The sequence below is a fragment of the Nocardioides albertanoniae genome, assembly GCF_006716315.1.
Taxonomy (GTDB): domain Bacteria; phylum Actinomycetota; class Actinomycetes; order Propionibacteriales; family Nocardioidaceae; genus Nocardioides; species Nocardioides albertanoniae.
This window is the reverse complement of record NZ_VFOV01000001.1, coordinates 1088860-1113243: the sequence shown is the minus strand read 5'-3', so window position 1 is coordinate 1113243 and position 24384 is coordinate 1088860. Positions and strand designations below refer to the sequence as shown.

General features: G+C 68.6%; 22 protein-coding genes. 12 read left to right on the top strand and 10 right to left on the bottom strand.

The features are described from left to right. Positions 1-7 precede the first annotated feature (7 nt). The gene (locus FB381_RS05365) at positions 8-748 is read right to left on the bottom strand and encodes a hypothetical protein (RefSeq protein ID WP_141779334.1); all 741 of its coding nucleotides are present in this window, start codon (positions 746-748) and stop codon (positions 8-10) included. Positions 749-942: 194 nt separating this feature from the next. Between FB381_RS05365 and FB381_RS05360 the strand changes: the two genes are divergently transcribed. The 3 genes from FB381_RS05360 to FB381_RS05350 all read left to right on the top strand — a co-directional run bounded on the left by FB381_RS05360 (position 943) and on the right by FB381_RS05350 (position 3432). Continuing rightward, positions 943-1617, top strand: a complete 675-nt coding sequence (locus FB381_RS05360) for a helix-turn-helix domain-containing protein (RefSeq protein ID WP_141779333.1) — start codon at positions 943-945, stop codon at positions 1615-1617. Between the two features lie 136 nt (positions 1618-1753). Further along, on the top strand, positions 1754-2860 hold the full coding sequence (locus FB381_RS05355) for an ATP-dependent DNA ligase (RefSeq protein WP_170225057.1): 1107 nt from the start codon (positions 1754-1756) through the stop codon (positions 2858-2860). Between the two features lie 47 nt (positions 2861-2907). After that, positions 2908-3432 (top strand): hypothetical protein, encoded by a 525-nt coding sequence (locus FB381_RS05350; RefSeq protein WP_141779332.1) that lies wholly within the window; start codon positions 2908-2910, stop codon positions 3430-3432. Between the two features lie 244 nt (positions 3433-3676). Here FB381_RS05350 and FB381_RS05345 read toward each other — a convergent pair whose 3' ends face one another. Next, entirely contained in the window at positions 3677-4762 is a 1086-nt protein-coding gene (locus FB381_RS05345) for a DNA polymerase domain-containing protein (RefSeq protein ID WP_141779331.1), read from the bottom strand. Positions 4763-4913: 151 nt separating this feature from the next. Between FB381_RS05345 and FB381_RS05340 the strand changes: the two genes are divergently transcribed. The 3 genes from FB381_RS05340 to FB381_RS05330 all read left to right on the top strand — a co-directional run bounded on the left by FB381_RS05340 (position 4914) and on the right by FB381_RS05330 (position 8521). After that, entirely contained in the window at positions 4914-6200 is a 1287-nt protein-coding gene (locus FB381_RS05340; RefSeq protein WP_141779330.1) for a pyroglutamyl peptidase, read from the top strand. A 122-nt stretch (positions 6201-6322) separates the two neighbouring features. After that, positions 6323-7183 (top strand): DUF4349 domain-containing protein, encoded by an 861-nt coding sequence (locus FB381_RS05335; RefSeq protein WP_170225056.1) that lies wholly within the window; start codon positions 6323-6325, stop codon positions 7181-7183. A 42-nt stretch (positions 7184-7225) separates the two neighbouring features. Further along, positions 7226-8521 (top strand): GNAT family N-acetyltransferase, encoded by a 1296-nt coding sequence (locus FB381_RS05330; RefSeq protein ID WP_141779328.1) that lies wholly within the window; start codon positions 7226-7228, stop codon positions 8519-8521. A gap of 7 nt (positions 8522-8528) precedes the next feature. Here FB381_RS05330 and FB381_RS05325 read toward each other — a convergent pair whose 3' ends face one another. After that, on the bottom strand, positions 8529-8969 hold the full coding sequence (locus FB381_RS05325) for a cysteine dioxygenase (protein WP_170225055.1): 441 nt from the start codon (positions 8967-8969) through the stop codon (positions 8529-8531). Between the two features lie 113 nt (positions 8970-9082). Here FB381_RS05325 and msrB point away from each other — a divergent pair, with 113 nt between their 5' ends. Beyond that, positions 9083-9487 (top strand): peptide-methionine (R)-S-oxide reductase MsrB, encoded by a 405-nt coding sequence (gene msrB / locus FB381_RS05320; protein ID WP_141779326.1) that lies wholly within the window; start codon positions 9083-9085, stop codon positions 9485-9487. 39 nt (positions 9488-9526) lie between these two features. On the opposite strand, the gene FB381_RS05315 is transcribed toward msrB, so the two are convergent. Continuing rightward, the gene (locus FB381_RS05315) at positions 9527-10714 is read right to left on the bottom strand and encodes an acyltransferase family protein (protein ID WP_141779325.1); all 1188 of its coding nucleotides are present in this window, start codon (positions 10712-10714) and stop codon (positions 9527-9529) included. Positions 10715-10861: 147 nt separating this feature from the next. On the opposite strand from FB381_RS05315, the gene FB381_RS05310 reads away from it, so the two are divergent. Then, complete coding sequence (locus tag FB381_RS05310; RefSeq protein WP_246087970.1) at positions 10862-11605, top strand: sulfotransferase-like domain-containing protein; 744 nt, start codon at positions 10862-10864, stop codon at positions 11603-11605. Beyond that, the gene (locus FB381_RS05305) at positions 11605-12498 is read left to right on the top strand and encodes an aminotransferase class IV (protein WP_141779324.1); all 894 of its coding nucleotides are present in this window, start codon (positions 11605-11607) and stop codon (positions 12496-12498) included. The genes FB381_RS05310 and FB381_RS05305 overlap by 1 nt, the downstream gene beginning before the upstream one ends. A 118-nt stretch (positions 12499-12616) precedes the next feature. Here FB381_RS05305 and FB381_RS05300 read toward each other — a convergent pair whose 3' ends face one another. Continuing rightward, complete coding sequence (locus FB381_RS05300) at positions 12617-13396, bottom strand: LLM class F420-dependent oxidoreductase (protein WP_141779323.1); 780 nt, start codon at positions 13394-13396, stop codon at positions 12617-12619. A gap of 102 nt (positions 13397-13498) precedes the next feature. Between FB381_RS05300 and FB381_RS05295 the strand changes: the two genes are divergently transcribed. After that, positions 13499-14779 carry a uracil-xanthine permease family protein gene (locus tag FB381_RS05295; protein ID WP_141779322.1) on the top strand — a complete coding sequence of 427 codons (1281 nt, stop codon included), beginning with the start codon at positions 13499-13501 and terminating at the stop codon, positions 14777-14779. A gap of 325 nt (positions 14780-15104) precedes the next feature. Next, positions 15105-16115, top strand: coding sequence for an IS481 family transposase (locus FB381_RS05290; RefSeq protein ID WP_141779321.1), 1011 nt, complete (start codon positions 15105-15107; stop codon positions 16113-16115). 282 nt (positions 16116-16397) lie between these two features. Here FB381_RS05290 and FB381_RS05285 read toward each other — a convergent pair whose 3' ends face one another. From FB381_RS05285 to hemQ, 4 genes are all read right to left on the bottom strand, one after another. Further along, positions 16398-16649, bottom strand: coding sequence for a hypothetical protein (locus tag FB381_RS05285; protein WP_141779320.1), 252 nt, complete (start codon positions 16647-16649; stop codon positions 16398-16400). Then, positions 16646-20305, bottom strand: a complete 3660-nt coding sequence (locus tag FB381_RS05280; RefSeq protein ID WP_141779319.1) for an RHS repeat-associated core domain-containing protein — start codon at positions 20303-20305, stop codon at positions 16646-16648. Before FB381_RS05280 ends, FB381_RS05285 begins: the two co-directional genes overlap by 4 nt. A 10-nt stretch (positions 20306-20315) precedes the next feature. Next, positions 20316-21023 carry a WXG100-like domain-containing protein gene (locus tag FB381_RS05275; protein WP_141779318.1) on the bottom strand — a complete coding sequence of 236 codons (708 nt, stop codon included), beginning with the start codon at positions 21021-21023 and terminating at the stop codon, positions 20316-20318. A 172-nt stretch (positions 21024-21195) separates the two neighbouring features. After that, on the bottom strand, positions 21196-21915 hold the full coding sequence (gene hemQ, locus FB381_RS05270; protein ID WP_141779317.1) for a hydrogen peroxide-dependent heme synthase: 720 nt from the start codon (positions 21913-21915) through the stop codon (positions 21196-21198). An 85-nt stretch (positions 21916-22000) separates the two neighbouring features. Between hemQ and FB381_RS05265 the strand changes: the two genes are divergently transcribed. Beyond that, positions 22001-22939 carry an alpha/beta hydrolase gene (locus tag FB381_RS05265; protein WP_141779316.1) on the top strand — a complete coding sequence of 313 codons (939 nt, stop codon included), beginning with the start codon at positions 22001-22003 and terminating at the stop codon, positions 22937-22939. Positions 22940-23059: 120 nt separating this feature from the next. On the opposite strand, the gene hemG is transcribed toward FB381_RS05265, so the two are convergent. Then, a complete protein-coding gene (gene hemG / locus FB381_RS05260) occupies positions 23060-24364 on the bottom strand; it encodes a protoporphyrinogen oxidase (RefSeq protein ID WP_141779315.1) in 1305 nt (434 codons plus the stop codon). Between the last annotated feature and the right edge of the window lie 20 nt (positions 24365-24384).

Genomic DNA, 24384 nt, shown 5'->3' with positions numbered 1-24384 from the left:
CCGGGGGTCACGCTGCGCCGACCTCGTCGCCGCCCTGGTGGTCGGCACGCCAGCGGTCCAGGCTGATGTCGTCGGTGCACGCGGCGGCGTAGGTCTTCAGGCGGTCCAGTGCATGGGCGGCGCGTCGCCGCAGCGTACGCGCGGCCTCCGGGTGGTCGTGGGCGACCAGTTCGACGGCCGCAGGGGTAGTCAGGCCCAATCGACCGCGATGCAGCGGTGCGCCGACGGTCTCGGCTGACGCCGCGAGCTCGCAGAGCAGGCGCACTTCATCCTCTGCTATCGCGTGGTCGCGGACTGCCTCGTCGAAGAACTCGCCCAGCTCCACCTCCGGCGCGACCTCCGCCTCCGGCGACTCACGATCGCCGGCACCGCTCGCGAGCGTGGTGAGGTCGTCGGCGAGCAGCACGCGCGCCCAGTGACGGTCGGCACGACTGCCGACCCCGAGTGAGGCCGCGACCTCGCGTCGGGTCGCGTTCAACAGCGCCCGGGCCAGCCACGGCGTTCGTAGCCGATGCGCCTGGGCGGCCTGCAGCCACAGCTCCGAGGCGACCAGCGCATCGATGTCGGGCGACAGATCGCTCAACGCCTCCGCAACCCGGCACCCTCCGGGGATCAGAAGCCACACCAGGGCAGCGACTGCTGACCGGTCGGTCGCGGTCAGCGTCGCCAGGGTCCGCAGCACCGCCGCCTTGTTCGCGACGTCAGCCTGGCGGGTCCATTCCCTGAGGTCAGCCAGGTCATCGACCACGGCCAGGCACGGGTCGACAGCGCACCATCGCTCCCACCCTTCTCGCGCTTCAGCGAGCAGCGGTGACGCTGGATCGTCGAGTCCGAACTGGTCTGCAACACTCATCGAGGCCCCCATTCCTGGCTGTCACCAGGTAGGTGCGCAAGACAAATGCAGATCTTGAGCGTGCCAGATCTGAAGAGTTATATTTTGGTATGGCCGTCGGCCACGAGGGCTCACTGTTGGAGGCCGCTCGCGCTGCTCGCGGGTTGACCCAAGAGGCGCTCGCGCGCCGATGCGGGACATCACAGCCATCGCTGTCGGCTTACGAACGTGGAGCGAAGTCGCCCACCCTCGCCGTCCTCGAGCGCATCTTGCGATGCCTTGACTTCGAGCTCGCCCTCAACGAGCGGATCACCTTCCACCAGATCACGGTTGCCGGGCCTGGACGGTCCACGGCGCTGGTGCCGAACCGGCTGTGGCGGTTGTCGCCTGAGCAATGCTTCGCGCCGCTGTGGGTGTGGCACGGTCGTGACCACAGGGTGTTCGCGCTGAGTGATCGCGACAAACGCGCCGCCGGTTATGCCTGGCTGCTGCGCTATGGCGACGAGACCCAGCTCTTCGAGCACGTCGACGCTGCGCTGCTGGTCGACCTGTGGCCCGATCTGGTCGACGGCCTGCCCCCGGAGATCCGCGACGCGTGGTGGCCACTGGTCGGATGGACCCGGGATCAGTCCGTCGAGGAACTGATCCTCGCCGACGCTCGAGCCTGGGGGCAGGACTACAGACGCCGGACCGCTACCCGCGCAAAGAGGCTGCGGGTGTTCCGACGGCTGGCCGACTACGGGCTCGATCCCGATCAGATCCGAGCACTGATGCGGCACTGGTGAGGTCATCACCGCGAGCCCGACGAGGTCGATGACGAGTATCGCGAACCTTGCGACCGGGAACCCCGACAGCCTCACCTGGACCACCGACACACCGAATGAGGCAACGATCACCCACGGGCTCACCTATCGTGACAGCGTGGACCTTCCTGTGATGCCGCCGATCCTGCCGATGCTGGCCAAGCCGGCGTCGCTTGAGAAGGTGCTCTCCATGGCACCCAACGTCCAACTAGAACCAAAATGGGACGGGTTTCGGTGCATCGTGTTCAAGGACGGCGACGAGGTGGAGCTGGCCTCGCGCAACACCAAGCCGCTGACGCGCTACTTCCCCGAGGTGGTCGAGGAGCTGCGGAGGGTGCTGCCCGACAAGATCGTGCTCGACGGGGAGATCTTCGTGTCGATCGGCGACCGGCTCGAGTTCGAGGTGCTGCAGCAGCGCATCCACCCGGCGAAGTCGCGGATCACGCTGCTGGCCGAGGAGACGCCGGCCTCGTACGCGGCCTTCGACCTGCTCGCGCTGGGCGAGGAGTCGTTCCTGGAGAAGCCGCTGAGCGAGCGGCGGGCTGCGCTGGAGGGAGCCTTCGCCCCGGTGACGTCGCAGAGCGTCCACCTGTGCACCACGACGACCGACCCCGAGGTCGCTCAGGACTGGTTCACCCGGTTCGAGGGCGCCGGCCTCGACGGGGTGATGGCCAAGCCGCTGGACGCCCCCTACTCCCCCGACAAGCGCACCATGCTCAAGGTCAAGCACTCCCGTACGGCTGATGTGGTCGTGGCCGGCTACCGCGAGCACAAGACGTCCACCCCGGAGAAGCCGCTGCTCGGGAGTCTGCTGCTGGGGCTCTACGCCCCCGGTGAGGACGGTCAGCCCGAGCTGCAGCACATCGGCGTCTCGGCCTCGTTCACCGCCGCGCGCCGCGCGGAGCTGTGGCAGGAGCTGCAGCCGCTGGTCGTGCCCATCGAAGAGCACCCGTGGGGGCGTTGGAACGAGTGGCTCACCGCCAACCCCGATCGTGTCCCGGGCACGCAGAGCCGCTGGTCTGCGGGGAAGGACCTCTCCTTCACGCCGCTGCGCCCCGAGCGGGTGCTCGAGGTGGGCTATGACCACATGGAGGGGCGCCGGTTCCGGCACACAGCCCAGTTCAAGCGGTGGCGCACCGACCGTGACCCCGAGACGTGCGGCTACGAGCAGCTCGAGGAGCCGGTGGCCTACGAGCTGTCCGAAGTGCTCGGAGGTCCACGCTGACCGGCACGGCCTGAACAGCACGACCAAATCCCGCTAGGGTCACAGGTATGAGCTACGACGTCGTACTGCTGGTCGAGCAGGCACTCACTCTCGACGACGCCACCCGGGTCCACTCTCTCCACGAGGGGGTCGAAGACCCGATCTACCACGTGCTGCTGCCCTTGGAGGATGCCGCGGCGCGGATCGAGTCGGCGATGGGCACTCTCAGCGCGGCCGAGTATCTCGGCTCGGCGATGATCATGAACGAGATCGACCTCGACGCGGTGCGCGAGGAGGCCAAGGACGAGGCCGAGAAGGCGCTCGAGCAGACGCTGAAGGTGCTGACCACCTCCGGCGCGGCCGCGCACGGCGAGCTGGTCCAGGACCCGGTCAAGGCGCTGCGCAGCAAGGTCGCCGCGGTCGACGGGCGCGAGGCGATCATCATGACCCGGCCGCACGTGGTCGCGGAGTTCTTCCACGTCGACTGGTCCCACCAGGCGCGTCGCCATCTCGACGTGCCGGTGCTGCACCTGATCGAGCACGAGAACTTCGACGAGCAGGCCGGCGAGGGCGAAGGCGTCTCCGGGATGTGAGACGCCTCAGGCGGCTTGTTCCGCCCGCGTTTCGGCTGATCGCCCCGAATATGACAGGCGACACACGAAGGGTTACCGCCCTGTTACCAAGATCCGTGGCGGTCATGCTGGCAATCCCCTAATATTTGTGCGTTCGCCGTTCCGGGGGGATCCGGCGAACGGGAAGTGCCTGCTCGTGCGATCGGGGGATCCGCGCTGAGCAGGCGCTTCCTTTTCTTTCTTCCGGTCCCCTCCTCAGGCCGACCTACTTGTCGTCGATGCGGTTGCCGTCGTCGTCCCAGTGGGAGGCGACCTTCTTGCTCGGCTGCACCCGCGGCGGCTCCCCCGGCATCTTCGGGTAGTCGGGCGGGAAGTTGAGCTCGCCGCCGGGCAACGACTCCCACAGGTCGAGCAGGGGCTCGAGGTCGTACGCCTCGTCGTCGATCTCTGCCCAGCGGTCGCCGTCGGCGAGGAAGTCGGGCACGGTGAAGAGGTTCAGCTCGCGCGGGTCCTCGAGGTCGGCGAGCTCGCCCCAGGTGAGCGGCGTGGAGACCGGAGCACCGGGCTTGGCACGCAGCGAGTAGGCCGAGGCGATGGTGCGATCTCGGTTGTTCTGGTTGAAGTCGACGAAGATGCGCTCGCCGCGCTCCTCCTTCCACCAGGCGGTGGTCACTCCCCCGTCGCGTCGCTCCAGCTCGCGCCCGAAGCCGATCGCGGCGTGACGCAGCTGCTCGAAGGTCCACTCCGGCCGGATGCGCACATAGATGTGTACGCCGCGGTTGCCGCTGGTCTTCGCGAACCCACGCAGGCCGAGCTCCTCGAGGGCCTCCTTGGCCACACCGGCGACCCGCACGACGTCGGCGAAGTCGGTGCCCGGCTGCGGGTCGAGGTCGATGCGCAGCTCGTCGGGGCGATCCACGTTCGCGCGGCGGACGGGCCACGGGTGGAAGGTGAGCGCGCCCATCTGGGCGCACCAGACCGGGATCGCAGCCTCGGTCGGGCAGATCTCGCGCGCCGTACGCCCGCTCGGGAAGGTCACCTGCACCTCTTCGAGATAGTCGGGAGCCCCCTTGGGGGTGCGCTTCTGGTAAAAGCCGTCGCCCTCTTTGTCGGTGGGTCCGGTGGCCAGCTTCATGCCCTCGCGCCAGCCGTCGGGCCAACGCTCCAGCGCGGTCGGACGATCGCGGAGCGCCCGCATCAGCGGGTCGCCGACGGCCGCGAAGAACTCAGCGACCATCAGCTTCGTCACCTCTGCGGTGCGGTCCGTCGCTTCGTAGATCACCCGGTCGGGGCTGGAGATCCGCACCTCGCGCTCGCCTACCTGCACGTGTGCCGGCGGTGTCTTGGCCATGTCGCCAACCTAGCCGTCCCCGGACTCGCCCACCCACCGAAATCGCTCGAAGTGACCCGGCAAGACGGGAGAAGCCACTAGCCAGTACGTCCCGGGAGCGGAATGATCCGCTCCAACCTCCTCCGGCGACCCACCTTCTGAAGGACTCCGCATGCCGACTCGCACCTCGGCGCTCACCCGCGCCGCCGCAGCCCTGACTTCCGCGGCCCTGGCCACTACTGCCGTCACTCTCGGGCTCGCCACCGGCGCCCCCGCAGCGGCGAGCGCCGCGCCGGGGTGCGGCACCATCACCTCCCCCGAGACCCGGGTGGAGCACACGCGGCTCACCGAGCCGGCGGTCGCAGACATCCTGGCGCGCTCCGGTTTCGACGACGTCGCCGGCACCGTCAGGGCAGCCGTCTGCGACGCCGGCCACAGCAGGGTTGCCGTCGCCGCGGCTCGGCTCGCGGGCCAGGCCCTGTGGCAGCGAGCGGTCGACCGGGTCCAGGGGCGCGGCGACACCGGCGGCGACCTGCCCCGCAGCGACGACCGTCCGCTCTACTGGGCGCGCCTCGCCGGCGAGCTCGAGCTCGCTCGGGTCGCTCCGGGCTTCCCGAGCTGGTCCGAGGACGCACGCCACAAGGTGATGCGGGCGTTCGACGAGGCGTCTCGTGGCATCGACACGACGCGGTTCGACGGCGGCAAGCACGCCAGGCAGCGGCAGGTGCTCGCCTCGGGCTTCGACCCGTTCACGCTCGATCGCAACATCCGGCAGTCCAACCCGTCGGGCGCGACCGCGCTCGCGATGGACGGACGCACCGTCTCGACCCCCGACGGGCCGGTCGAGATCCAGACCGTGGTCTTCCCCGTGCTGTGGGGGCCGTTCGCCGACGGCATCGTCGAGCGCGCGTTCCTTCCGCACCTGGTCTCCGGGCGGCGTACGGTCGACACGGCGATCACGATCAGCCAGGGTCGCGAGGGCCGCTTCGACCTGGAGTACTGGAACGGCGCCCACCGCGGCACCGTCCCCGACAACGACCGGGTCGTCGTCGACGAGACGATCCCGATCCCTGAAGACCTGCCCCACACCACCCCGCAGCCTCAGTGGACCCGCACCACGCTCCCCACGGATGCGATGAAGGCCGCGCCGACCGGCAGCTTCCCGGTCAACATCAACCACACGATCACCGAGATCCCGGCCGGATCGACGACTCCGGTCACCCGGGAGGACCCGACACCGGGCTCCACGGCGGTGGCCGGCGCAGGCGGCGACTACCTCTCGAACGAGTCCGCCTACCGCGCCACGGCGCTGCGCGACGCGCTCGAGGCCGACACCAAGCAGGGTCACATCCACGTGCCGATCCTGTCGGGTGACGCCACCGGTGAGCCCGTCGCCGAGATGCGCGACGGCATCGTGGCCCAGACCCTCGCACTGGTGGTCGCCGCGGCGACGAACTGACCAGGCCCCGACCGCACCACAACCGGCTGCATCGAAACGGTGCCCCCGGGCGTATCCCAGGCATGACATCGACAAAGGTCCGGCCTAGCTCGGGTATGGCCCTTGCGATCACCCTCACCACCATGCTCGTGCTCACCGGCTGCGGCGGGTCGGCGGGCTCGGAGAAGTCGGCCGACAGCGGCTCGGCCACGACCTCGTTGGCGGAGACCGGGGGCGGCGCCGGCAAGGCGGCGTCCGCCCCCGACCACGACGCCAAGCAGGCTCCGGCGGTCGCCGAGCAGGCGATCATCTCCACCGGCACCATCGCCACCGAGACGAAGGACGTGGCCAAGGCACGTACGCAGGTCCAGCACGTCACCGACAAGCACTCCGGCCAGGTCGCCGAGCAGGAGACCGGCACCGACGACGACGGCAGGCCCGGGCACACCCGGATGGTCCTGCGGATCCCGTCGACCTCCTTCGCGAAGGCGATGGCCGAGCTCGAGAAGCTCGGCACCCTGGTCGACTCCAGCACCACCGCGACCGACGTGACCACCGAGGTGGTCGACACCGACGTGCGCGTGAAGAACGCCCGAGCGAGCATCGAGCGGATCCGTACACTGCTCGCCCGTGCCGAGCAGATCAGCGATGTGATCTCGATCGAGTCCGAGCTCGCCAGCCGTGAGGCGGAGCTCAACTCGCTGCTCGCCCAGCAGGCACATCTGGCCGACCAGACCTCGCTGTCGACGATCACGATCACCATCTCGCGCGCCGGCACCGGCTCCGGCGACGGAGACGACGCGGGCTTCCTCCCCGGGCTCAGCGCCGGATGGGGTGCGCTCGGCGCGCTCGGGATCGGGGTCGCGACCGCTGCGGGAGCGCTGCTGCCGTGGATCCCGGTCATCGCCCTGGTCGCGGTGCCGATCTGGCTGCTGGTGCGTCGGCGTCGACACGTCTCGACCACCGTGCCGACGACCGCGACGCCAGCCGAGGCGGAGGCATAAAACCTGTCGCGGGCGCAGACGGCGGCGGCGTACGTTCGACTCATGTCACGCCTCGAACACCCCGGCCTCGTCTTCCGCAGTCTCGACCCGTCCGAGGGTGACGAGGCGTTGCTGAAGGGGTGGTACGAGGCGACCCGGCGCGGTTTCCACCAGACCCGCGGCAACGACGACGGGTTCGCGGCCTGGCGGGCACACACCCAGAACGACTCGCTGACCCTGCTCGGCGCCTGGTCGGAGGCCACCGAGTTCGCCTCGGCGACCATGCCGGTCGCCACGTTCTCCTCGTGGACGGCGCCGGTCAACGTGGGTGGCGGCACCAGCCTGCCGACGCGCCTGATCAGCGACGTCACCGTCGCCCCGACCCACCGTCGGCAGGGGCTGCTGCGCAAGCTGATGACGGTCGCACTGGCCGACGCCGTCGCCGAGGGGCTGCCGCTGGCTGCCCTGACCGTGTCGGAGGGGTCGATCTACGGGCGCTTCGGGTTCGGCATGGCCACGCACGTGCGTCAGGTGGAGGTCGAGGTGACCTCGAAGTTCAGGTTCCGCGACGACGCGATCACCGACGACGGCTCGGTCACCCTCCTCGAGCCGGCCGACGCGTGGAAGACGATCGCCTCCGTCTACGCCACGTTCCAGGAGACCACCCGCGGCTCGGTCACCCGCCCGCACTACTACGAGACCTGGCTCTCCAGCGCCTACGACTTCGGCGGCGACTCCAAGGACGAGTCCAAGCAGCGGGTGGCGCTGCACCTGGACGCGTCCGGCACCCCCGATGGTTACGTGGTCTTCAAGACCGCCGACGAGCGCAACGACGCCGGCCTGCGGATGGCCACCGTCGTCGACCTGGTCGCCCTGACCCCGGCCGCCTACCTCCGCCTGTGGCGGTTCCTCGCCGACATCGACCTCGTCGAGCGGGTCAGCTGGCGCAAGGCACCGCTGCGCGACCCGCTCTCGTGGGCGCTCGCCGAGCCGTTCGTCGTCAAGAGCGAGGAGCTCGACGACTTCTTGTGGATGCGCGTGCTCGATCCGGTCGCGGCGCTGCAGGCACGGCCGTGGCACGCCGACGGCGAGATCGTGCTCGGCGTCGACGACCAGCTCGGGCACGCCTCCGGCGCCTGGCAGGTCGTGGTCCGCGACGGCCGCGCCGAGGTCACCGCGACGGACGCACGCCCGAGCGTGACGCTGAGCGCAGACACCCTCGGCGCGCTCTACCTCGGCGGCGTGGACGTGCGCACCCTGGCGGCCGCGGGCCGTGTCACCGGCTCGACCGAGGCGATCGAGACCTGGGCCGCGATGGCCGACGGCGGGCCACTGCCCTACTGCATCACCGGGTTCTGAGCGGCGCTCAGGACCGCCCGGGCTCGGCACCGATCAGGCTGATCCGGTCACCGAGGAAGCGATAGCTGTGCATCGCGTCCAGGTGCGGCGTGTAGGCGTGCAGGCTGATCGCCGGCAGCGAACCGACGTTGCGTACGTCGTGGACATGGCCGGGCGCGTGCACCCGAGCGTCACCGGGGCCGATGTCGGCGATCTGGAGTCCGCCGAACCAGTTGTGCTCGATCAGGCTGCCCTCGAGCACGGTGAAAGCGGCAGCCGCGGAGCCGTGGTCGTGGAAGCCGGTGCTGGTGCCGGGCGCCCAGGCGATCAACCAGACCTCGACCTCGTCGTCGCGGTGCACGAGGTGGAAGTCCCGTCCGCTCTCGGGCACCTGGGTCTGCGCGAGAAGCTCGTCGTCGGCATAGGTGCGGATGGCGTCCAGCAGGGGCTGTGCGGCGAGCGTGGTCATGATGGCCTCCTCCAGAAGCAGCGCGGAATTAAAGTATAGTGAATCACTCGACATTCGCAACGGGTATCCAGCCGCTGGAATCCGGCTCCCACCCCAGACGTACCATTTCAACCATGGGTTACAACGTGGAGAAGTCCGACGAGCAGTGGCGTGCCGAGCTGTCGCCGGAGGAGTACGCGGTGCTGCGCGAGGCCGGCACCGAGCGGGCGTTCACGGGTGAATACACCGACACCGAGACCAAGGGCGTCTACTCGTGCAAGGCCTGCCAGGCCAAGCTGTTCGAGTCGGACACCAAGTTCCACTCGGGCTGCGGCTGGCCGTCGTTCTACCAGCCGATCTCAGACACGATCGAATACATCGAGGACAAGTCGCACGGGATGGACCGGGTCGAGGTGCGCTGCGCCAACTGCGGCTCCCACCTCGGCCACGTCTTCCCCGACGGCTACGGCACCCCGACCGGTGACCGGTTCTGCATCAACTCGATCTCGATCAGCCTCGCGCCGAGCGACGAGGCCTGACCCGCACCACTGGGCCGCACCGCTGAGCCCGCACCGGGCTCAGCGGTTGACCGACTCCATCTCGCGCTCACGCACGGGCGCCTCAACGCGCGTACGTGCGGGCGTCTGGGAGCGGGAGACCCGGGGGCGGCCGTCCTGGTGGGCCAACGACGCGAAAGCGCTCTTCAGTCCGCGCTTGAGCAGCGGGGCCAGCGGCCGCTCGACCAGGCGGTGGATCAGCCAGGCCAGCACGAGCGAGGCGCCGACGGCGATGGCCAGGACGGCGTAGCGGGGCAGGTCGCCGGTGAGCGCCCGGATGATGGCGAATCCCCAGTACTGGTGGATCAGGTAGAGCGGGTAGGTCAGCAGGCCCGCCGTGGTGAACCAGCGGCCCGTGATCCGTGAGACCGGGGTCAGGGTGACCACGGCGACCAGCACGAAGCACGCCAGGCTGGCCAGCACACACCAGGCCACCGGCGGGTCGAAGTTGGTCCACTCCATCAGCCGGTCACGGGTGTTGAGCGACGCCCAGCCCGCGCCGAGGGCGACGTTCTGCAGCAACACCAGCCAGGCGAGCAGGTTCCGTTTGTCGCGAGCCACCATGTAGAGGGCCATGCCGCCGGCGAACATCGGGGCGTACTCGGCGATCAGGATGTTGCTGAGGAGCCCCGCGCCGGCAGCGTCGGCGAGCACCGCGGCGGTCGGCCAGATGGCGGCGAAGGCGAGCACGCGCGCACCCGTCAGACCGAAGACCATCAAGATGCCGATCAGCACGTAGAACCGCAGCTCGAACCAGAGCGTCCAGTAGACGCCGTCGACCATCGGCACGTCGAAGGCCGTCTGCATCATCGTCAGGTTGACGCCGACGTCGGTGAGGGCCACGTGCTTGTCGTTGGGGCTCCACACGAACAGCAGCAGACCCGCGGTCAGCAGCACCGCGGCCCAGTAGCCCGGGAAGAGACGGGTGATCCGCGAGGTGGTGAACGAGGCGACGTCGCGCCCCCAGGCCGACATCAGGATCACGAACCCGGAGATGATGAAGAAGAGGTCGACGCCGAACTGCCCGAAGACCGTCACGTTCGACAGGTGCGGGAAGATCTCGGAGGAGACGGTGCCCTCACGCCAGGGGTCATGGGCCCGGGCAGTGAAGTGGTAGAGCACCACCGCGAGGGCTGCGAAGAGGCGTACGGCGTCGAGGACGGCCATCCGGCCGAGCGACGTCTCGTGATGGGTCTTGGGTGCAGACACAGCGATCCTGGGGTTGGGGGACCTTGAGATGAGCGTTGGGCGAAATTACAGCGTACCTAGCCCGAACGGGCTATGCGAAACCGCCACTCGGGTCATCTGGGGTAGTTAACTCTGCAACTTCATCCGGCGATCGCTACGTTGAGCGATGTGACTGAGCCGATGGTGACCGAGCGCATCGCGATGTGGTCCGGGCCTCGCAACCTGTCGACGGCCTTGATGCGTTCGTTCGAGAACCGGCCCGACTGCACCGTCCTCGACGAGCCGCTGTACGCCGCCTACCTCTCGGCCACCGGCATCGATCACCCCGGAAGCGCCGAGGTGATCGCCTCCCAGCCGACGGACTGGCGGGTGGTGGCCCGCGAGATCACCACCGCTCCGGTCGACTCAGCGATCCAGTATCAGAAGCACATGACCCACCACATGCTCCCCTCGATGGACTGGAAGGCCTTCTCGGGACTCTCGCACGCGTTCCTGGTGCGTGACCCGCTGCGGGTGCTGACGTCGTATGCCAAGGTGCGCGAGGAGCCGACGCTGGAGGATCTCGGTCTCCCCCAGCAGGTGGCGCTCTTCGAGGAGTTCGGTGGGCCGGTGATCGACGCCGCCTCGATCCTGGAAGCCCCTCGCGAGTCGCTCAGAGCGCTGTGCGCCGCGCTGGGGATCGGGTTCGACGAGGCGATGCTGACATGGCCGGTCGGCCGTCGTGACTCCGACGGCGTCTGGGCGTCGCACTGGTATTCGGGCGTATGGGCGTCGACCGGCTTCGCGGTCTCCTCCCCCGGCGCCGCCGACCCGTTGCCCGCACGGCTGGAGCCGCTGCTGGAGCGATGCCTGCCCTACTACGATCGCCTCGCCCCCTATGTCATGGCTCCTCGAGTCGAGAATGGTGACTGATGCTCCAGACCTACGACGCCCGCAACGACGACCTCCAGGTCTGGATCAACGGCGACCTCACCCACCGGCTCGAGGCGCGGATCTCGCCGTTCGACTCGCTCGCCCAGGGCGGCGACGGCGTCTGGGAGGGGCTGCGGCTCACCCAGGGGCGCATCTTCAAGCTCTCCGAGCATCTGCTGAGGCTGCGCCGATCGGCCCGGGCTCTCGCGTTCACCGACATCCCGTCGCACGCGTTCATGATCTCGGCGATCCGGGAGTGCCTGGCGGCGAACGGGATGCACGACGACGTCCACATCCGGCTCACGCTCTCCCGCGGGGTGAAGGTGACCTCCGGCATGGATCCGCGGCTCAACCAGTCGGGGCCGACGCTGATCGTGCTGGCCGAGTTCAAGTCGCCGGTCTACGACGACGCGGGCATCTCGCTGGTCACCGCCGCCCAGCGGCGCCCGCGTGCCGACATGCTCGACCCGAAGATCCACCACAACAACCTGATCCCCTCGATCCTGGCGAAGGTCGAGGCCAACAACGCCGGCGCCGACGACGCGCTGATGCTCGACGACCTCGGCTTCGTCGCCGAGACCAACGCGACCCACTTCTTCCACGTACGCGACGGGGTGCTGCGCACCTCGACCACGCGGGCGTGCCCCGAGGGCATCACCCGCGCCACCGTCCTGGAGCTGGCTGCCCAGCTGGGGCAGCCGGTCGCGGTCGGCGACTTCTCGCTCACCGACGCCCACACCGCCGACGAGGCCTTCGTGACCGGCACCATGGGCGGGCTGACCCCGGTGGTCTCGCTCGACGGTCGGCCGATCGAGCGTGGGCCGGTCACGCAGCAGCTCGCCAAGGCGTACGCGGATCTGCTGGTGACGTCGGGGACGGTTGTCGTCGGGTGACCGTGTTGGTCTCGACACGCCTTCGCCTGGCGGCTCCGGCGGCTCGACCACCGTTGGTTGAGCCGGGCGAGCGCCAGCGAGCCCGTGTCGAAACCAACACAGCCGCGAAGGCACGAGGTCAGGCGCCGACCGAGTCCCGCCAGGCGACGAGCTTCTCCAGCGGCGCGAGGTCGTAGTCGGGGCCGTCGACGCCGTAGGTGAACAGCGTGGCGCCGGCGTCGTGGAGCGGCTTGGCGGCCTCGACGGTGTCGGCCGCCGTCGAGACCTCGATCTCGGTCACGTCGCGGCCGATGGCCGCGCAGTGCTCGGCGAGGATGCCGCGCTTGCGCTCGAGGGTGGCCACGTCGGAGAACGAGTGCCAGATGTCGGCGTGCTTCGCGACGTACTTCAGGGTCTTCTTCTCCCCGCCGCCACCGATCATCACCGGGATGTCGCCCGAACCATCGCGGCCCAGCGGTGCGGGGTTGAGCTCGCTCCAGCGCTTCTCGATGCGCGGCAGCGCCTCGCCGAGGGCGTCGAGGCGGGAGCCGGCGGTGCCGAAGTCGTAGCCGTACTCGGTGTAGTCGCGCTCGAACCAGCCCGACCCGATGCCGAAGACCAGCCGGCCGTCAGAGATGTGGTCGACGGTGCGGGCCATGTCGGCGAGCAGCTCGGGGTTGCGGTAGGAGTTGCAGGTCACCAGGCAGCCGATCTCGACGCTGGTGGTCTGCTCGGCCCAGGCGGCGAGCATGGTCCAGGCCTCGAAGTGCTTGCCGTCGGGTTCGCCGTAGAGCGGGTAGAAGTGGTCCCAGTTGAAGATCACGTCGACGCCGATCTCCTCCGCGCGGCGCGCGGCGTCGCGGATCTGGGCGTAGTCGGCGTGCTGGGGCTGGATCTGGACTCCGATGCGGATCGTCATGTCATCAACCCTACGGAGCGTCCCACTTCCGTCCTCGCGGGAATCGGCCCTATCGTTCGGCGAGCGGCGATCGCGCCGTACGAGAGCTGAAGAGGGTGCGAGATGCGATTCGGTTGGGACCTGCACGAAGACGGCAAGAACGTACGCGACGGGGCGATCGTCAATCCCGGTGAACGGCTGAGCTGGCCGCGCACGATCGGCTTCGGCGGGCAGCACGTGGTCGCGATGTTCGGCGCGACGTTCCTGGTGCCGCTGCTGACCGGCTTCCCGCCGACCACCACGCTGTTCTTCTCCGGCGCCGGCACGCTGCTCTTCCTGCTCATCACGCGCAACCGGCTGCCTTCCTATCTCGGCTCGTCGTTCGCGTTCATCGCGCCGATCGGGGCCGCCATGGGCGGCGGCGGGATGGGCGCCGCGCTCTTCGGGATCATGGTCACCGGCGCGCTGCTGGCGCTGGTCGGGGTGATCGTGATGGTCACCGGCACCCGGTGGATCGAGGTGCTGATGCCTCCGGTGGTGACCGGTGCGATCGTCGCGCTGATCGGTCTCAACCTCGCCTCGGCCGCGACCAACAACGTCGTCGGTGGCGACCCGGCCAAGCCCGACAACGGCGCGGTGCTGGTCGCCGCGATCACGCTGGCGACGGTGCTGGTCGTCGCCGTGGCCTTCCGCGGGCTGATCGCCCGGCTCTCGATCCTGGTCGGTGTCGTCGTCGGCTACATCGCCGCGCTGATCGCCGGCCAGATCGACACCTCGGCGTTCAAGGAGGCGGCCTGGTTCGGGCTGCCCGACTTCTCCACGCCGGATGTGACCTGGTCGGTCGTGCCGATGTTCCTGCCCGTCGTGCTCGTGCTCATCGCCGAGAACGTCGGCCACGTACGCAGCGTCGCCCACCTCGCCGGCGACGACACCATCAACCGCGAGACCGGCCGAGCGCTCTTCGCCGACGGCCTCGCCACCACCATCGCCGGCGGCTTCGGCGGCTCCGCGACCACGACGTACGGCGAGAACATCGGCGTCATGACCGCCACCCGCGTCTTCTCCACCGCCGCCTACTGGGTCGCCGGCGTGGTCGCGATCCTGCTCTCGCTGTCACCGAAGTTCGGTGCCCTGCTGAACACGATCCCCGCCGGCGTCCTCGGCGGCATCACCGTCGCCCTCTACGGCCTCATCGGCCTCATCGGCATCCGGATCTGGCTCGACAACCGCGTCGACTTCGCCGACCCGGTCAACCAGTTCACCGCCGCTGCCGCCCTCGTCATCGGCATCGGCAACCTCACCCTCACCTTCGGCGACCTCACCTTTACTGGGATCGCCCTCGGCACCATCGCCGCGGTCGTGATCTTCCACGGGATGAGCGCGCTGGCGCGACTGCGGCAGTAGTCGTGAAGTTGCGGAGTGGCCTATAGGCCGCTTGGCCTCACCCTGCCTGAGCCGTCTAACCCGATGCTGCTCTGCGACCACATCGACTCCGGGTGCGATCACCCAGTCGGGACGTTGAGGATAGGGATCACCACAGCGAGGTCTGTCGAACTGAGCCAGACTTGGCCGCCGTTGTCGCACATAACGACGACGCGACTAGCTGTGATGCCCAGGCACGTTGGTCGAGTTCCTGTGACGACACGGTCTGAGGTGTAGATGGACGAAGGCCTCCCCGGTGTGGAGTGGAGCTGTCTAGGAACCAGTTCCGCCACCAGGAGAGGCCTTCGTGTCCCACGCTACCCATGCCAACGCTGCCCTGACCCCTCGCGCCCGGCTCAGGCTTGCGCGTCTCGTCGTTGAACACGGCTGGCCGCCGGCCCGCGCTGCTGAGCGTTATGACGTCTCGTGGCGTACCGCGAAGAAGTGGGCCGAGCGTTACCGCTACGAAGGTCCGGCTGGGATGCTCGACCGGTCCTCAGCGCCGCACCATCAACCCAACCTGACCCCGGCTCCGGTCGTGCGCAAGATCGTGCATCTGCGGTGGAAACAACGCCTCGGGCCGGTCCAGATCGCCGACAGGCTCAACATGGCTTCCTCGACCGTGCACGCCGTGCTCGTGCGGTGTCGGATCAACCGTCTCGCCCACATCGACCGGGCCACCGGTGAGCCGATCCGCCGCTACGAACACGACAAGCCCGGCGACCTGATCCACGTCGACGTCAAGAAGCTCGGCAAGATCCCCGACGGCGGCGGCTGGCGCTACCTCGGCAAACAGCAGGGCGACAAGAACCGCTCCACAACAGCCAAACGCACCGGTGGACCCAAGAACAAACACCGTCAACCACTGATCGGAACCTGCTACCTACACACCGTGATCGACGACCACTCCCGCGTGGCCTACGTCGAAGCCCACGACGACGAGACCAGCCAAACCGCTGTCGCGGTCCTCAAGAACGCGGTCGCCTGGTTCGCCGCCCGCGGCGTCACCGTCCAGCGTGTCATCAGCGACAACGGCAGCTGCTACAAGTCCCACCTATGGCGCGAAACCTGCGCAGATCTAGGCATCACGCCGAAGAAGACCAGGCCCTACCGGCCACAGACCAACGGGAAGATCGAACGCTTCCACCGCACCCTGGCCGAGGGATGGGCATTCAAGAAGTTCTACAACTCCGAATCCGCCCGACTCGCCGCCCTGCCAGGATGGGTCCACCAGTACAACCACCACCGGCCCCACTCAGCAATCGGGAAAGCCGCACCCATCACCAGATTGAACAACCTGGCTGGGCATCACAACTAGCGGATGTGCCGAACGGCCCTAGCAGACCTTGACCGTCATGAGGCTTTTATCGCACCACATCTAGATCGAGGAACTGCGCTTGCAGGACTTGCAGCACGTCGCCGTGCCCGCCCGGTGAAAGATCGCCTCGATGAGGATCTCGGCGCCGGTTCCGGCGTCGGGAAATCACCCCATCGGGCCGTGGTGTCATCCGGGAGTTAGTACACCTCAGAGCGCTTGAGAACATACGTGCGCGCTAAGCGTGGCCTATCGGCCACTCTCGACTTCACGGCCTCTGCGAGGTCATCTATTGGGATCGACGTAAGAGTACCTTCTCGCGTCAGCACCCGAGGCAACTGCGATCTGACAGAACTGCTGCCACTCACGCTCGTCGAACTTGTTCCCACTGTCGAATAGGTGCTCCGCCAATACGTCCAACGCAAGGATCCACTCGGTATGCGACGCCCAGTCCTTGACATCAACAACCGTCGCTTCCGGCACCTTTGGAGCGATGTCATCCGCGAACTCAATGATCTGGTTCATGAGGTCGTTCATGGCACGATCGCTCCAGTTGGCGCTCCGGGATCGGGGAATGCGGTGCGAATTTTACCTGTAGCGGGCTCAAATGCAACCCGAATCTGAACTCCGTCACGAACTTCCCAGGCCCGCCAGATCGCGGGGTTACCCGCGTTTGTCAGCGCGCCACCACTACCTGTCTGGACCCTCCAGACCGTCCCGGGGTCGGTAACGATGTCACCGACGTTATGAATGATCTGAGCATCAGACCACGACTGCGGATATGGAGTTTTGCCGGGTGCCCCGGGCCAGCGGTGCCCCCCACTGCCTGGACCATCGCCGTCAAGAATGTGCTGACGCTCGGCCGGGTCGAGAATGTCAACGTATCCGCAAGGCGCGAGACCCTGAGGATCAGCCAGCACCAGCGGGTTAGAGACATACGTACTCGGGTTCGACGCAGCCACAAGGCCAATCGGATCCTGGGCGAGGTAGCGGCCCGTGGCGGGGTCGTAGTACCGGTGATGATTGTAGTGCAGGCCAGTCTCATCATCGGCGTACTGGCCAGCGAAGCGGAGCGGGGTCGCCGACTCCTCAGATGACGCGCCCCAGATGGTGCGCCGTGCGTGCCAATGAAGGCGACCGCCTGAATCGACCAACTCCGATGGGGAACCGGCTAGGTCGGTGACGATGGAGTAGAAGCGGGCATCGACGTCGCCCTGAGTGAGCTCAACCTGGGCGAGGGGCTGGTAGCCCTGATGCACCCAGGAGAGGGTGTCGCCGATTCGATCGGTCTGCTCGATGAGGACGATGCCGTCCCAAGCAAAGAGGGTCTCCTCGATCACCTCGCCGGACTCGGCGTGGCGGCGCTTGGCGACCCGGCGGCCGAGGGCGTCGTAGAGGTAGGTCCAGCGGGTGCCGTCGGGGGTGCGGACGGCGGTGAGGCGGTCATTGGCGTCCCACTCGTAGAGCCAGGTGTCGGGCTTCTCCGACAAGCGGGTGCGGGTCTGACGCACCAGGCGCCCTTGGGCGTCGTACGCGTAGCGGTTGCGGCCGGCGCGGGTGAGGAGGGTGCCCTCGTAGTCGCGGCGCTCGGCGTCGCCACCGCCGGTGGCGGAGCGGGTGATGTTGCCGAGCGGGTCGTAGGAGTAGGTCTCGGAGACCGAGTCGTCGAGGGCGACCGAGGTGATCCGGTCGGCCAGGTCGAGCTCGAAGCGGCGGGCGCCGGTGAGCTTGTCCTCGACGCCGATCAGGCGGCCTGCCGACTCGTAGGCGTAGGTGCGCTCCTGGAGCACATCTGCTGGTGACGCGGCGTCGTTGCGCTCGAGGCGCTGGGCCAGGGGCTGACCGAGGAGGTCCCAGGTCTGCTCGAGGACGACGTCGCCGGAGGTACGCCGGGTCTCGCGGCCCGCTTCGTCGTGCTCGAAGGCGATCTCCTGGCCGGCGACGGTCATCCGCTCCGGGGCGATCCCTGCGCCGTAGGACCACTCGGTCTCGACGCCTGCGGGAGTCGTACGCCGCATCGGGCGGCCCAAGGCGTCGTACGTCTTGGTCACGCTGCGGCCGTTGACGGCCTCGGAGAGCACGCGGCCGAGCGGGTCGCGCTCGATGGCCAGGTCGACCCCCGGAGAGGTCGCACGCAGGAGGCGACCGAGCGGGTCGTAGGCCAGGGTCGTGGTCTGCTCGCCAGCTTCTTCGGTGACGACGTTGCCGAGGACGTCGTAGTCGTAGGCCACGCGCTGACCTGCGCCGTTGACCTGTTCGACCAGCTGGCCGGCGGTGTCGTAGACGTAGGTCAGGGTGCGGCCGTTGTAGTCGGTCTCGGTCGCGAGACGACCGGCGGCGTCGTACTCGTAGAGCCACGACTCACCTTGTGGATTGGTGACGCTGGTCAGCCGCAACTCAGGATCGTAGGCGTAGCGCGTGGTGGAGCCGTCGGGCGCCATGACCTCGGCCGGCATGTCGAAGTGGGTGAACCTGGTCATCGTCACCCGACCCGCCGGGTCGGTGTAGGAGACCGGGTTTCCCTCGCCGTCGTACGTCCAGGACTCCGTCGAACCGTCGGGGAGCAGACGCGCGGCGAGCTGCCCCTCGACGGTCCACCCGTATTCGGAGCGGGCGCCCAGAGCATCCGTGCTCGCGACGACCCGGCCGAAGTGGTCACGCTCGTACTCGACACGGCGGCCGTCGGCCTCGACGACACTCTTCGGCAGGCCGGCGGCGTCGGTCTCTATCGTGCGGACCCGACCAAGCGGGTCGGTGACCGAGGCCAGATGGCCGTGGTCGTCGTAGGCGAATCCGGTGGTCGCGCCGGTGGCGTCGGTGACCGAGATGCGCCGGCCGGCGTCGTCGTAGCCCAGCGTGGTCATCGAACCGTCGGGCAGCACCAGGCGCGACGGGCGCGGGCCGCCGTCCGTGTCGATCCACTCCGTCGTCGCACGACTGTCGTCGGGGCGCGCGACCCGCGTGAGGTTGCCGGCGTCGTCGTAGAAGAAGGTCGTACGGCGGCCGAGCGGGTCGACGCGCGCCAGCAGCTGGTTCTGCTCGCTCCACTCGGAGCTCGTCGTGGCGCCGAGCGGGTCCACCGTGGCGACGACCTGGAACCGGCTGTTGATCTTGAAGACGGTGGTCAGGTCGCGGGAGTCGGTCACCCGGGTCTCGCGTACTCCGCTGGCGTTGGCTTCGCCGTAGGCGAAGGTGTTGCGCATGACGCCGTCGGAGCCGCCCTGGCTGACACAACGGCCATGGGCGTCGTACTCGTAGTCGTAGAAGGTGCCGTTGCGGTCGACCCAGCGGGTCAGTCGGTGCTGGTCGTAGCCGAACTCGAGCTCTTCGCCCGAGCCGTTGAGTACGCCGACCAGGTCACCGTGGTCGCCGTAGCGGAAGGTCCTGACGGGAATGGGGTCGCTGCCGTCGGCGCCGGTCACGGTCAGGCCCGTCACTCGGTCTCCAGACGTAGCCACCTCCACCCGATATCCGGCGCTGTGGGTGACCTCGGTCGGGGCACCGTGCTCGTCACGAGCGAACCGGATCCAGTCGCCCGACGGGTTCGTGATCGACGAGAGCCATGCAGTCCCACCAGCACCGTCTGGGGTGAAGTGACGGGTCTCGCCTGTCGCCGTGTCCAGCAGGCGCACCTCGCCTTCCTCGGCGAACCGAAGGCGGAACGGGCCGCCCGCGACCGGTCGCGCATCCTGGCCGGATGTGAAGTTCTTGAACACATGCGTCCGCGCGTCGGCCGTCACCACCACGGCCGAGCTGCGTCCCACCAGGTCGGTGTGGATGTCGACACGCTCGTCGAACGTCGACGACCACGACGGGCCGAGCCAATGCCCGTAGGTCCAGTCGCTCGAGTGCTTACGCGACAAGATCAGCGGGAGATCGCCGGGCAACGAGAGGTCGGTCTGCTGGAGGAAGACCGCGCCGGTAGCGACGTCAACCGGGTCACCGCAGCCCTTCTGGTCCCGATCACCACCTTGGGCCGAACCATCCGTGGTGGACGCATTCTTCGTGTTCCCCGGGCGGTTCGAACCAGACTGCGCCGCGCTGCTGTCCCAGTCCTTGCGAGCATTCATGTGCTTGCGGATGCTCTCAGCAACGTCATCAGCGTTCTTCTTGAACGACTGTGCGACGTCGCGGAAGGCATTGGTCACCGCTTCGCGGATCTCCTCGACGACATCGCTCATCTTCTTAGCCATCGATGTCTCCTCAAGACCCTGCGAACGGAAGTGCCGAAACCTCGGCTGCGAACGTCGTGCACAACTCGTACTGATCGGTACCGCAGTCGTTGAGCGCGGTGGCGATCTGATCCATCACGTCATAGCTGAGCTCGGTCGCCGCGGTCGCGTCGCCGTCGCTCACCAGCGGCGCCGACGCGATCGACACCGCCGCCTCGGCGATCGTGCCGGTCAGCGGCTCGACCACCATGCTCGCGATCTGCCCGATCAGCTCTTCCATCAGAAGATCGGTGGCGATGTCGAGCGCCTTCTTCCGCGCCGCGATCAGGGCCGCGTTGCCAGCCACGCTGAGTCCGGCGGTGACCACGGCGGTCGCGGCGGCGGCCGCGATCTGGGCGGCCGTGATCGTCAGCTCGGCGATCACCTTGACCTTCAGACCGACGATGGCGTCAGCGGCGACATCGATGCCGGTCGCGATGCCGGGCATCGCGTCGAGCAGGCTGTCCATGTTGGCCGTGCGGTTCTCGGTCCACGCCCGGATGAGTGCGTTGGTCGACTGAGCCTTCGCACCGTCGCCGAGCTCGTTGACCCGGACCTCGAGATCGTTGAGGGTGCCGCGGAGGTCTTCCTCCAGCCGACGCACCATCTGCGCAGCTTCGCGGACAGCGTCCTCGTCGACGTTCGGCCATTCGTACCCGAGCAGGTCGAGCACGAAATCCAGCTCCCCAGGGACGGTCATCCCCATACTTCTGCCCTCCCGCAGTCACTTGGGTGTTGAGGAACCGCGACGGGATCAGCAGACGAACCCGAGCACGGTGCCACCGCGCGAGAAAGGCTAGTGGAGTCGTACGCGGCTGCCCACCGTAATTCGGAAGGCTCTGGGCATCCTGGGCAGCCAGCCCGGGCAGGAATCAGGGCAGACGGTCGAGGAGGTCGGCGATCTCGACGCGAGCGCCGGTGTAGAACGGCACCTCCTCGCGTACGTGACGACGGGTCTCGGAGCCGCGCAGGTGACGCATCAGGTCGACGATGCGGGAGAGGTCGTCGGCCTCGAAGGCCAGGATCCACTCGTAGTCGCCGAGCGCGAAGGACGGGACGGTGTTGGCGCGCACGTCGGGGTAGCCGCGGGCCATCTGGCCGTGCTCGGCGAGGAGACGACGGCGCTCCTTGTCGTCGAGGAGATACCACTCGTAGGACCGCACGAAGGGGTAGACCGCGGCGTAGTCGTGGGTGCGCTCGTCGGCGAGGAACGCCGGCAGGTGGCTGCGGTTGAACTCGGCGGGACGGTGCAGCGCCATCTGCGACCAGACCGGCACCAGGCGCGCGCCGAAGGTGGTGCGGCGCAACCGGTGGTAGGCCGACTGGAGCTTGTCGGAGGAGTCGGCGTGCAGCCAGAACATCACGTCGGCGTCGGCGCGCAGGCCAGCCACGTCGTAGGTGCCGCGGACGACGATGTCGTCGTCGGCGAAGGCGGCGAAGAGCTCCTCGACCTCGACGGCCTCCGCCTTACGGTCGGCCTCACCGAGGGTCTCGGCCAGCGAGAAGACCGACCACATCGTGTAACGGATGGTGTCGTTGAGCTCGTTGATCTTGGCGGCGTTGGACTGGATGTCGGCCTGCGGATCGGTCATGGCCCCCATTTTGCGACATGAGGGGTAACCGTCCGGATCCGGGATGCCGGACCGCGGCCGAGGGCCGATGCGGCAGGCTGTCGCCATGAGTGACCGCCTGCCGCTGCGCGCCCGAGCCCTCGCCTTCCTCCAGGCCCGCCTGGTCAAGGTGCCGACCACCGCGGAGGAGATGATCGCGCTGCGCAACCAGCGTGAGGGTTTCCGCACCGGACCGGTCGTCGGCTTCCTCTTCGGGCGCCCCGCCGACGTCGAGATCGAGGAGACGTACGTCGACGGGCGACGTCTCCTGATCTACACGCCCCGCGGGCTCAGCGGGCCCGCTCCGGTGGTCATCAACTTCCACGGCGGCGGCTGGTGCCTCGGCACCCCGGAGCAGAGCGCCTGGGTGTCGAGCAACGTCGCCGCCGAGACCGGCTCGATCGTGGTCGCACCGTCCTACCGACTGGCCCCCGAGCACCCGTTCCCGGCCGGGGTCGAGGACGCCTGGTCGACGGTGGAGTGGGTGGCGAAACACGTCGATGACCTGGGCGGAGACCCTTCGAAGATCTCGGTGATGGGCGACAGCGCCGGCGGCAACCTCGCGGCCGTCGTCTCGCTGATGGCGCGCGACGCGGGCGGTCCCCCGATCCGCGCCCAGGTGCTGATCTATCCGGCGGTGGAGATGTATGAGACCTTCCCCTCCGAGGCCGCCAACGCCGACGGCCCGGTGCTGACCTCGAAGCAGATGAGCACGTTCGGCCACCTCTACATGGGTTCGCGCTACGGCGACGAGACCTGGCAGGCCTCTCCCATGCGCGCCGACTCCCACGCCGACCTGCCGCCGGCCCACATCATCACCGCCCTGCACGACCCGATCCGCGACCACGGCACCCTCTATGCCGACGCCCTGCGTGCGGCCGGAACACCGGTCGACCTCGTCGACTACGGCACCGCGTTCCACGGCTTCATGTCGCTGCCCGGCGTCGCCCCGGTCGCCAAGGAGGCTCTCGCCGCGATCATCACCTTCTTGCGCGATCTCGACTGATCCCCGTCGAGTCGGCTCGTCCTGACCGGATTCAGCGCCGAGTCGGCGCGTCATGACGAGCCGACTCGGCGTCAATCTTGGTCAGGACGAGCCGACTCGACGTCTGACGAGCGGGCGGTCTCAGGCGATCGCGTTCGCGGCCCGATGGCCGGAGCCGATCGTCGCCGGGATGCCGACGCCGTCGTAGGAGGCTCCGGCGAGAGCGAGACCGGGCACGCCGCGTACGGCGCCGCGGATGCGGGCGACGCGGTCGAGGTGGCCGACCGGATACTGCGGGAGCGCGTCGGGCCATCGCTGGACGTGCACGTCGGACGGCTTCGCGGTGATGCCCGCGATCCGTTCGAGGGCCGCGAGGGAGTCGGCGACCAGGCGGTCGTCGTCATCGGAGGGCGGCTCGCCGTGGCGTCCGATCGACGTACGCAGGTAGTGGCCGCGCTCTCCCACCCATGCCCACTTCGCGAAGGAGAAGGTGGAGGCCTTGATCGCGCAGTCCTCGACCGGCGGCACGAGGAATCCGGACTTGCCGGCCAGCGCGGCGGGCAGGTCGGGGAAGGCGAAGGTGACCACCGCGACGCTCGCGGTCTCGATGCCCGCCAGCTCGCGAGCAGCCGACGGAGCGGTCGAGGCGAGCAGCCTCGCGGCAACCGGGGCAGGCGTCGCGACCACGACCGCGTCTGCCGTCTCGGCCTCGTCGCCGGCCTCGACGAGGAAACCCTGTGCCGTGCGCGTGACCTTGGTGACGGGCACGTCGAACCGCACGTCCAACCCCTCCGCCAACGCGGCGGGCAGGCGCGACATGCCACCTTCGATCCCGGCGAACACCGGCACCGTCGAGCTCGGGAGCGCGGCAGCGGCTTCGAGCAGCGAGCCCCTCTCGGCCAGCTTGAACAGCTGCGGGGCGGCCGCCGCCACCGAGATCGAGCGAGCATGGCCGGCGTAGACCCCGGCGAGCAGCGGCTCGGCGAGCCGGTCGGCCGTCTCGTCGCCGAAGCGGGCGGCGATGAGGTCTCCGATCGAGGTGTCGACGTCGGTGTCCGCCGGCGGGAGCGTGGGCTCGCGGCGTACGACCTCGAGGGTCTCCTCGGAGAGGAGGCCCGACGACTCCAGGCCGGCCAGGTCGAGCGGCACCCCCATGATCGAGCGCGGGATCGGCCGCAGCGACCCCCGCGACCAGATCGACGACTTCGCGTCGGTCGGGTGCACCACCTCGAGACCGATCTCCCGGGCGAGCGCGACCCCTTCGGGCCGCCGGTTGAGCATCGCCTCGGCGCCGACGTCGACCAGCTGGCCGGCGACCGACTCACCGCGGACCTTTCCGCCGACCCGGTCGGAGCTCTCCAGCACCGTGACCCGATGCCCCTTCAGCGACAGATCACGGGCCGCGCTCAGCCCCGCGATCCCTGCCCCAACGACGATGACACGCACACGGAGAGTCTCGCACCCCG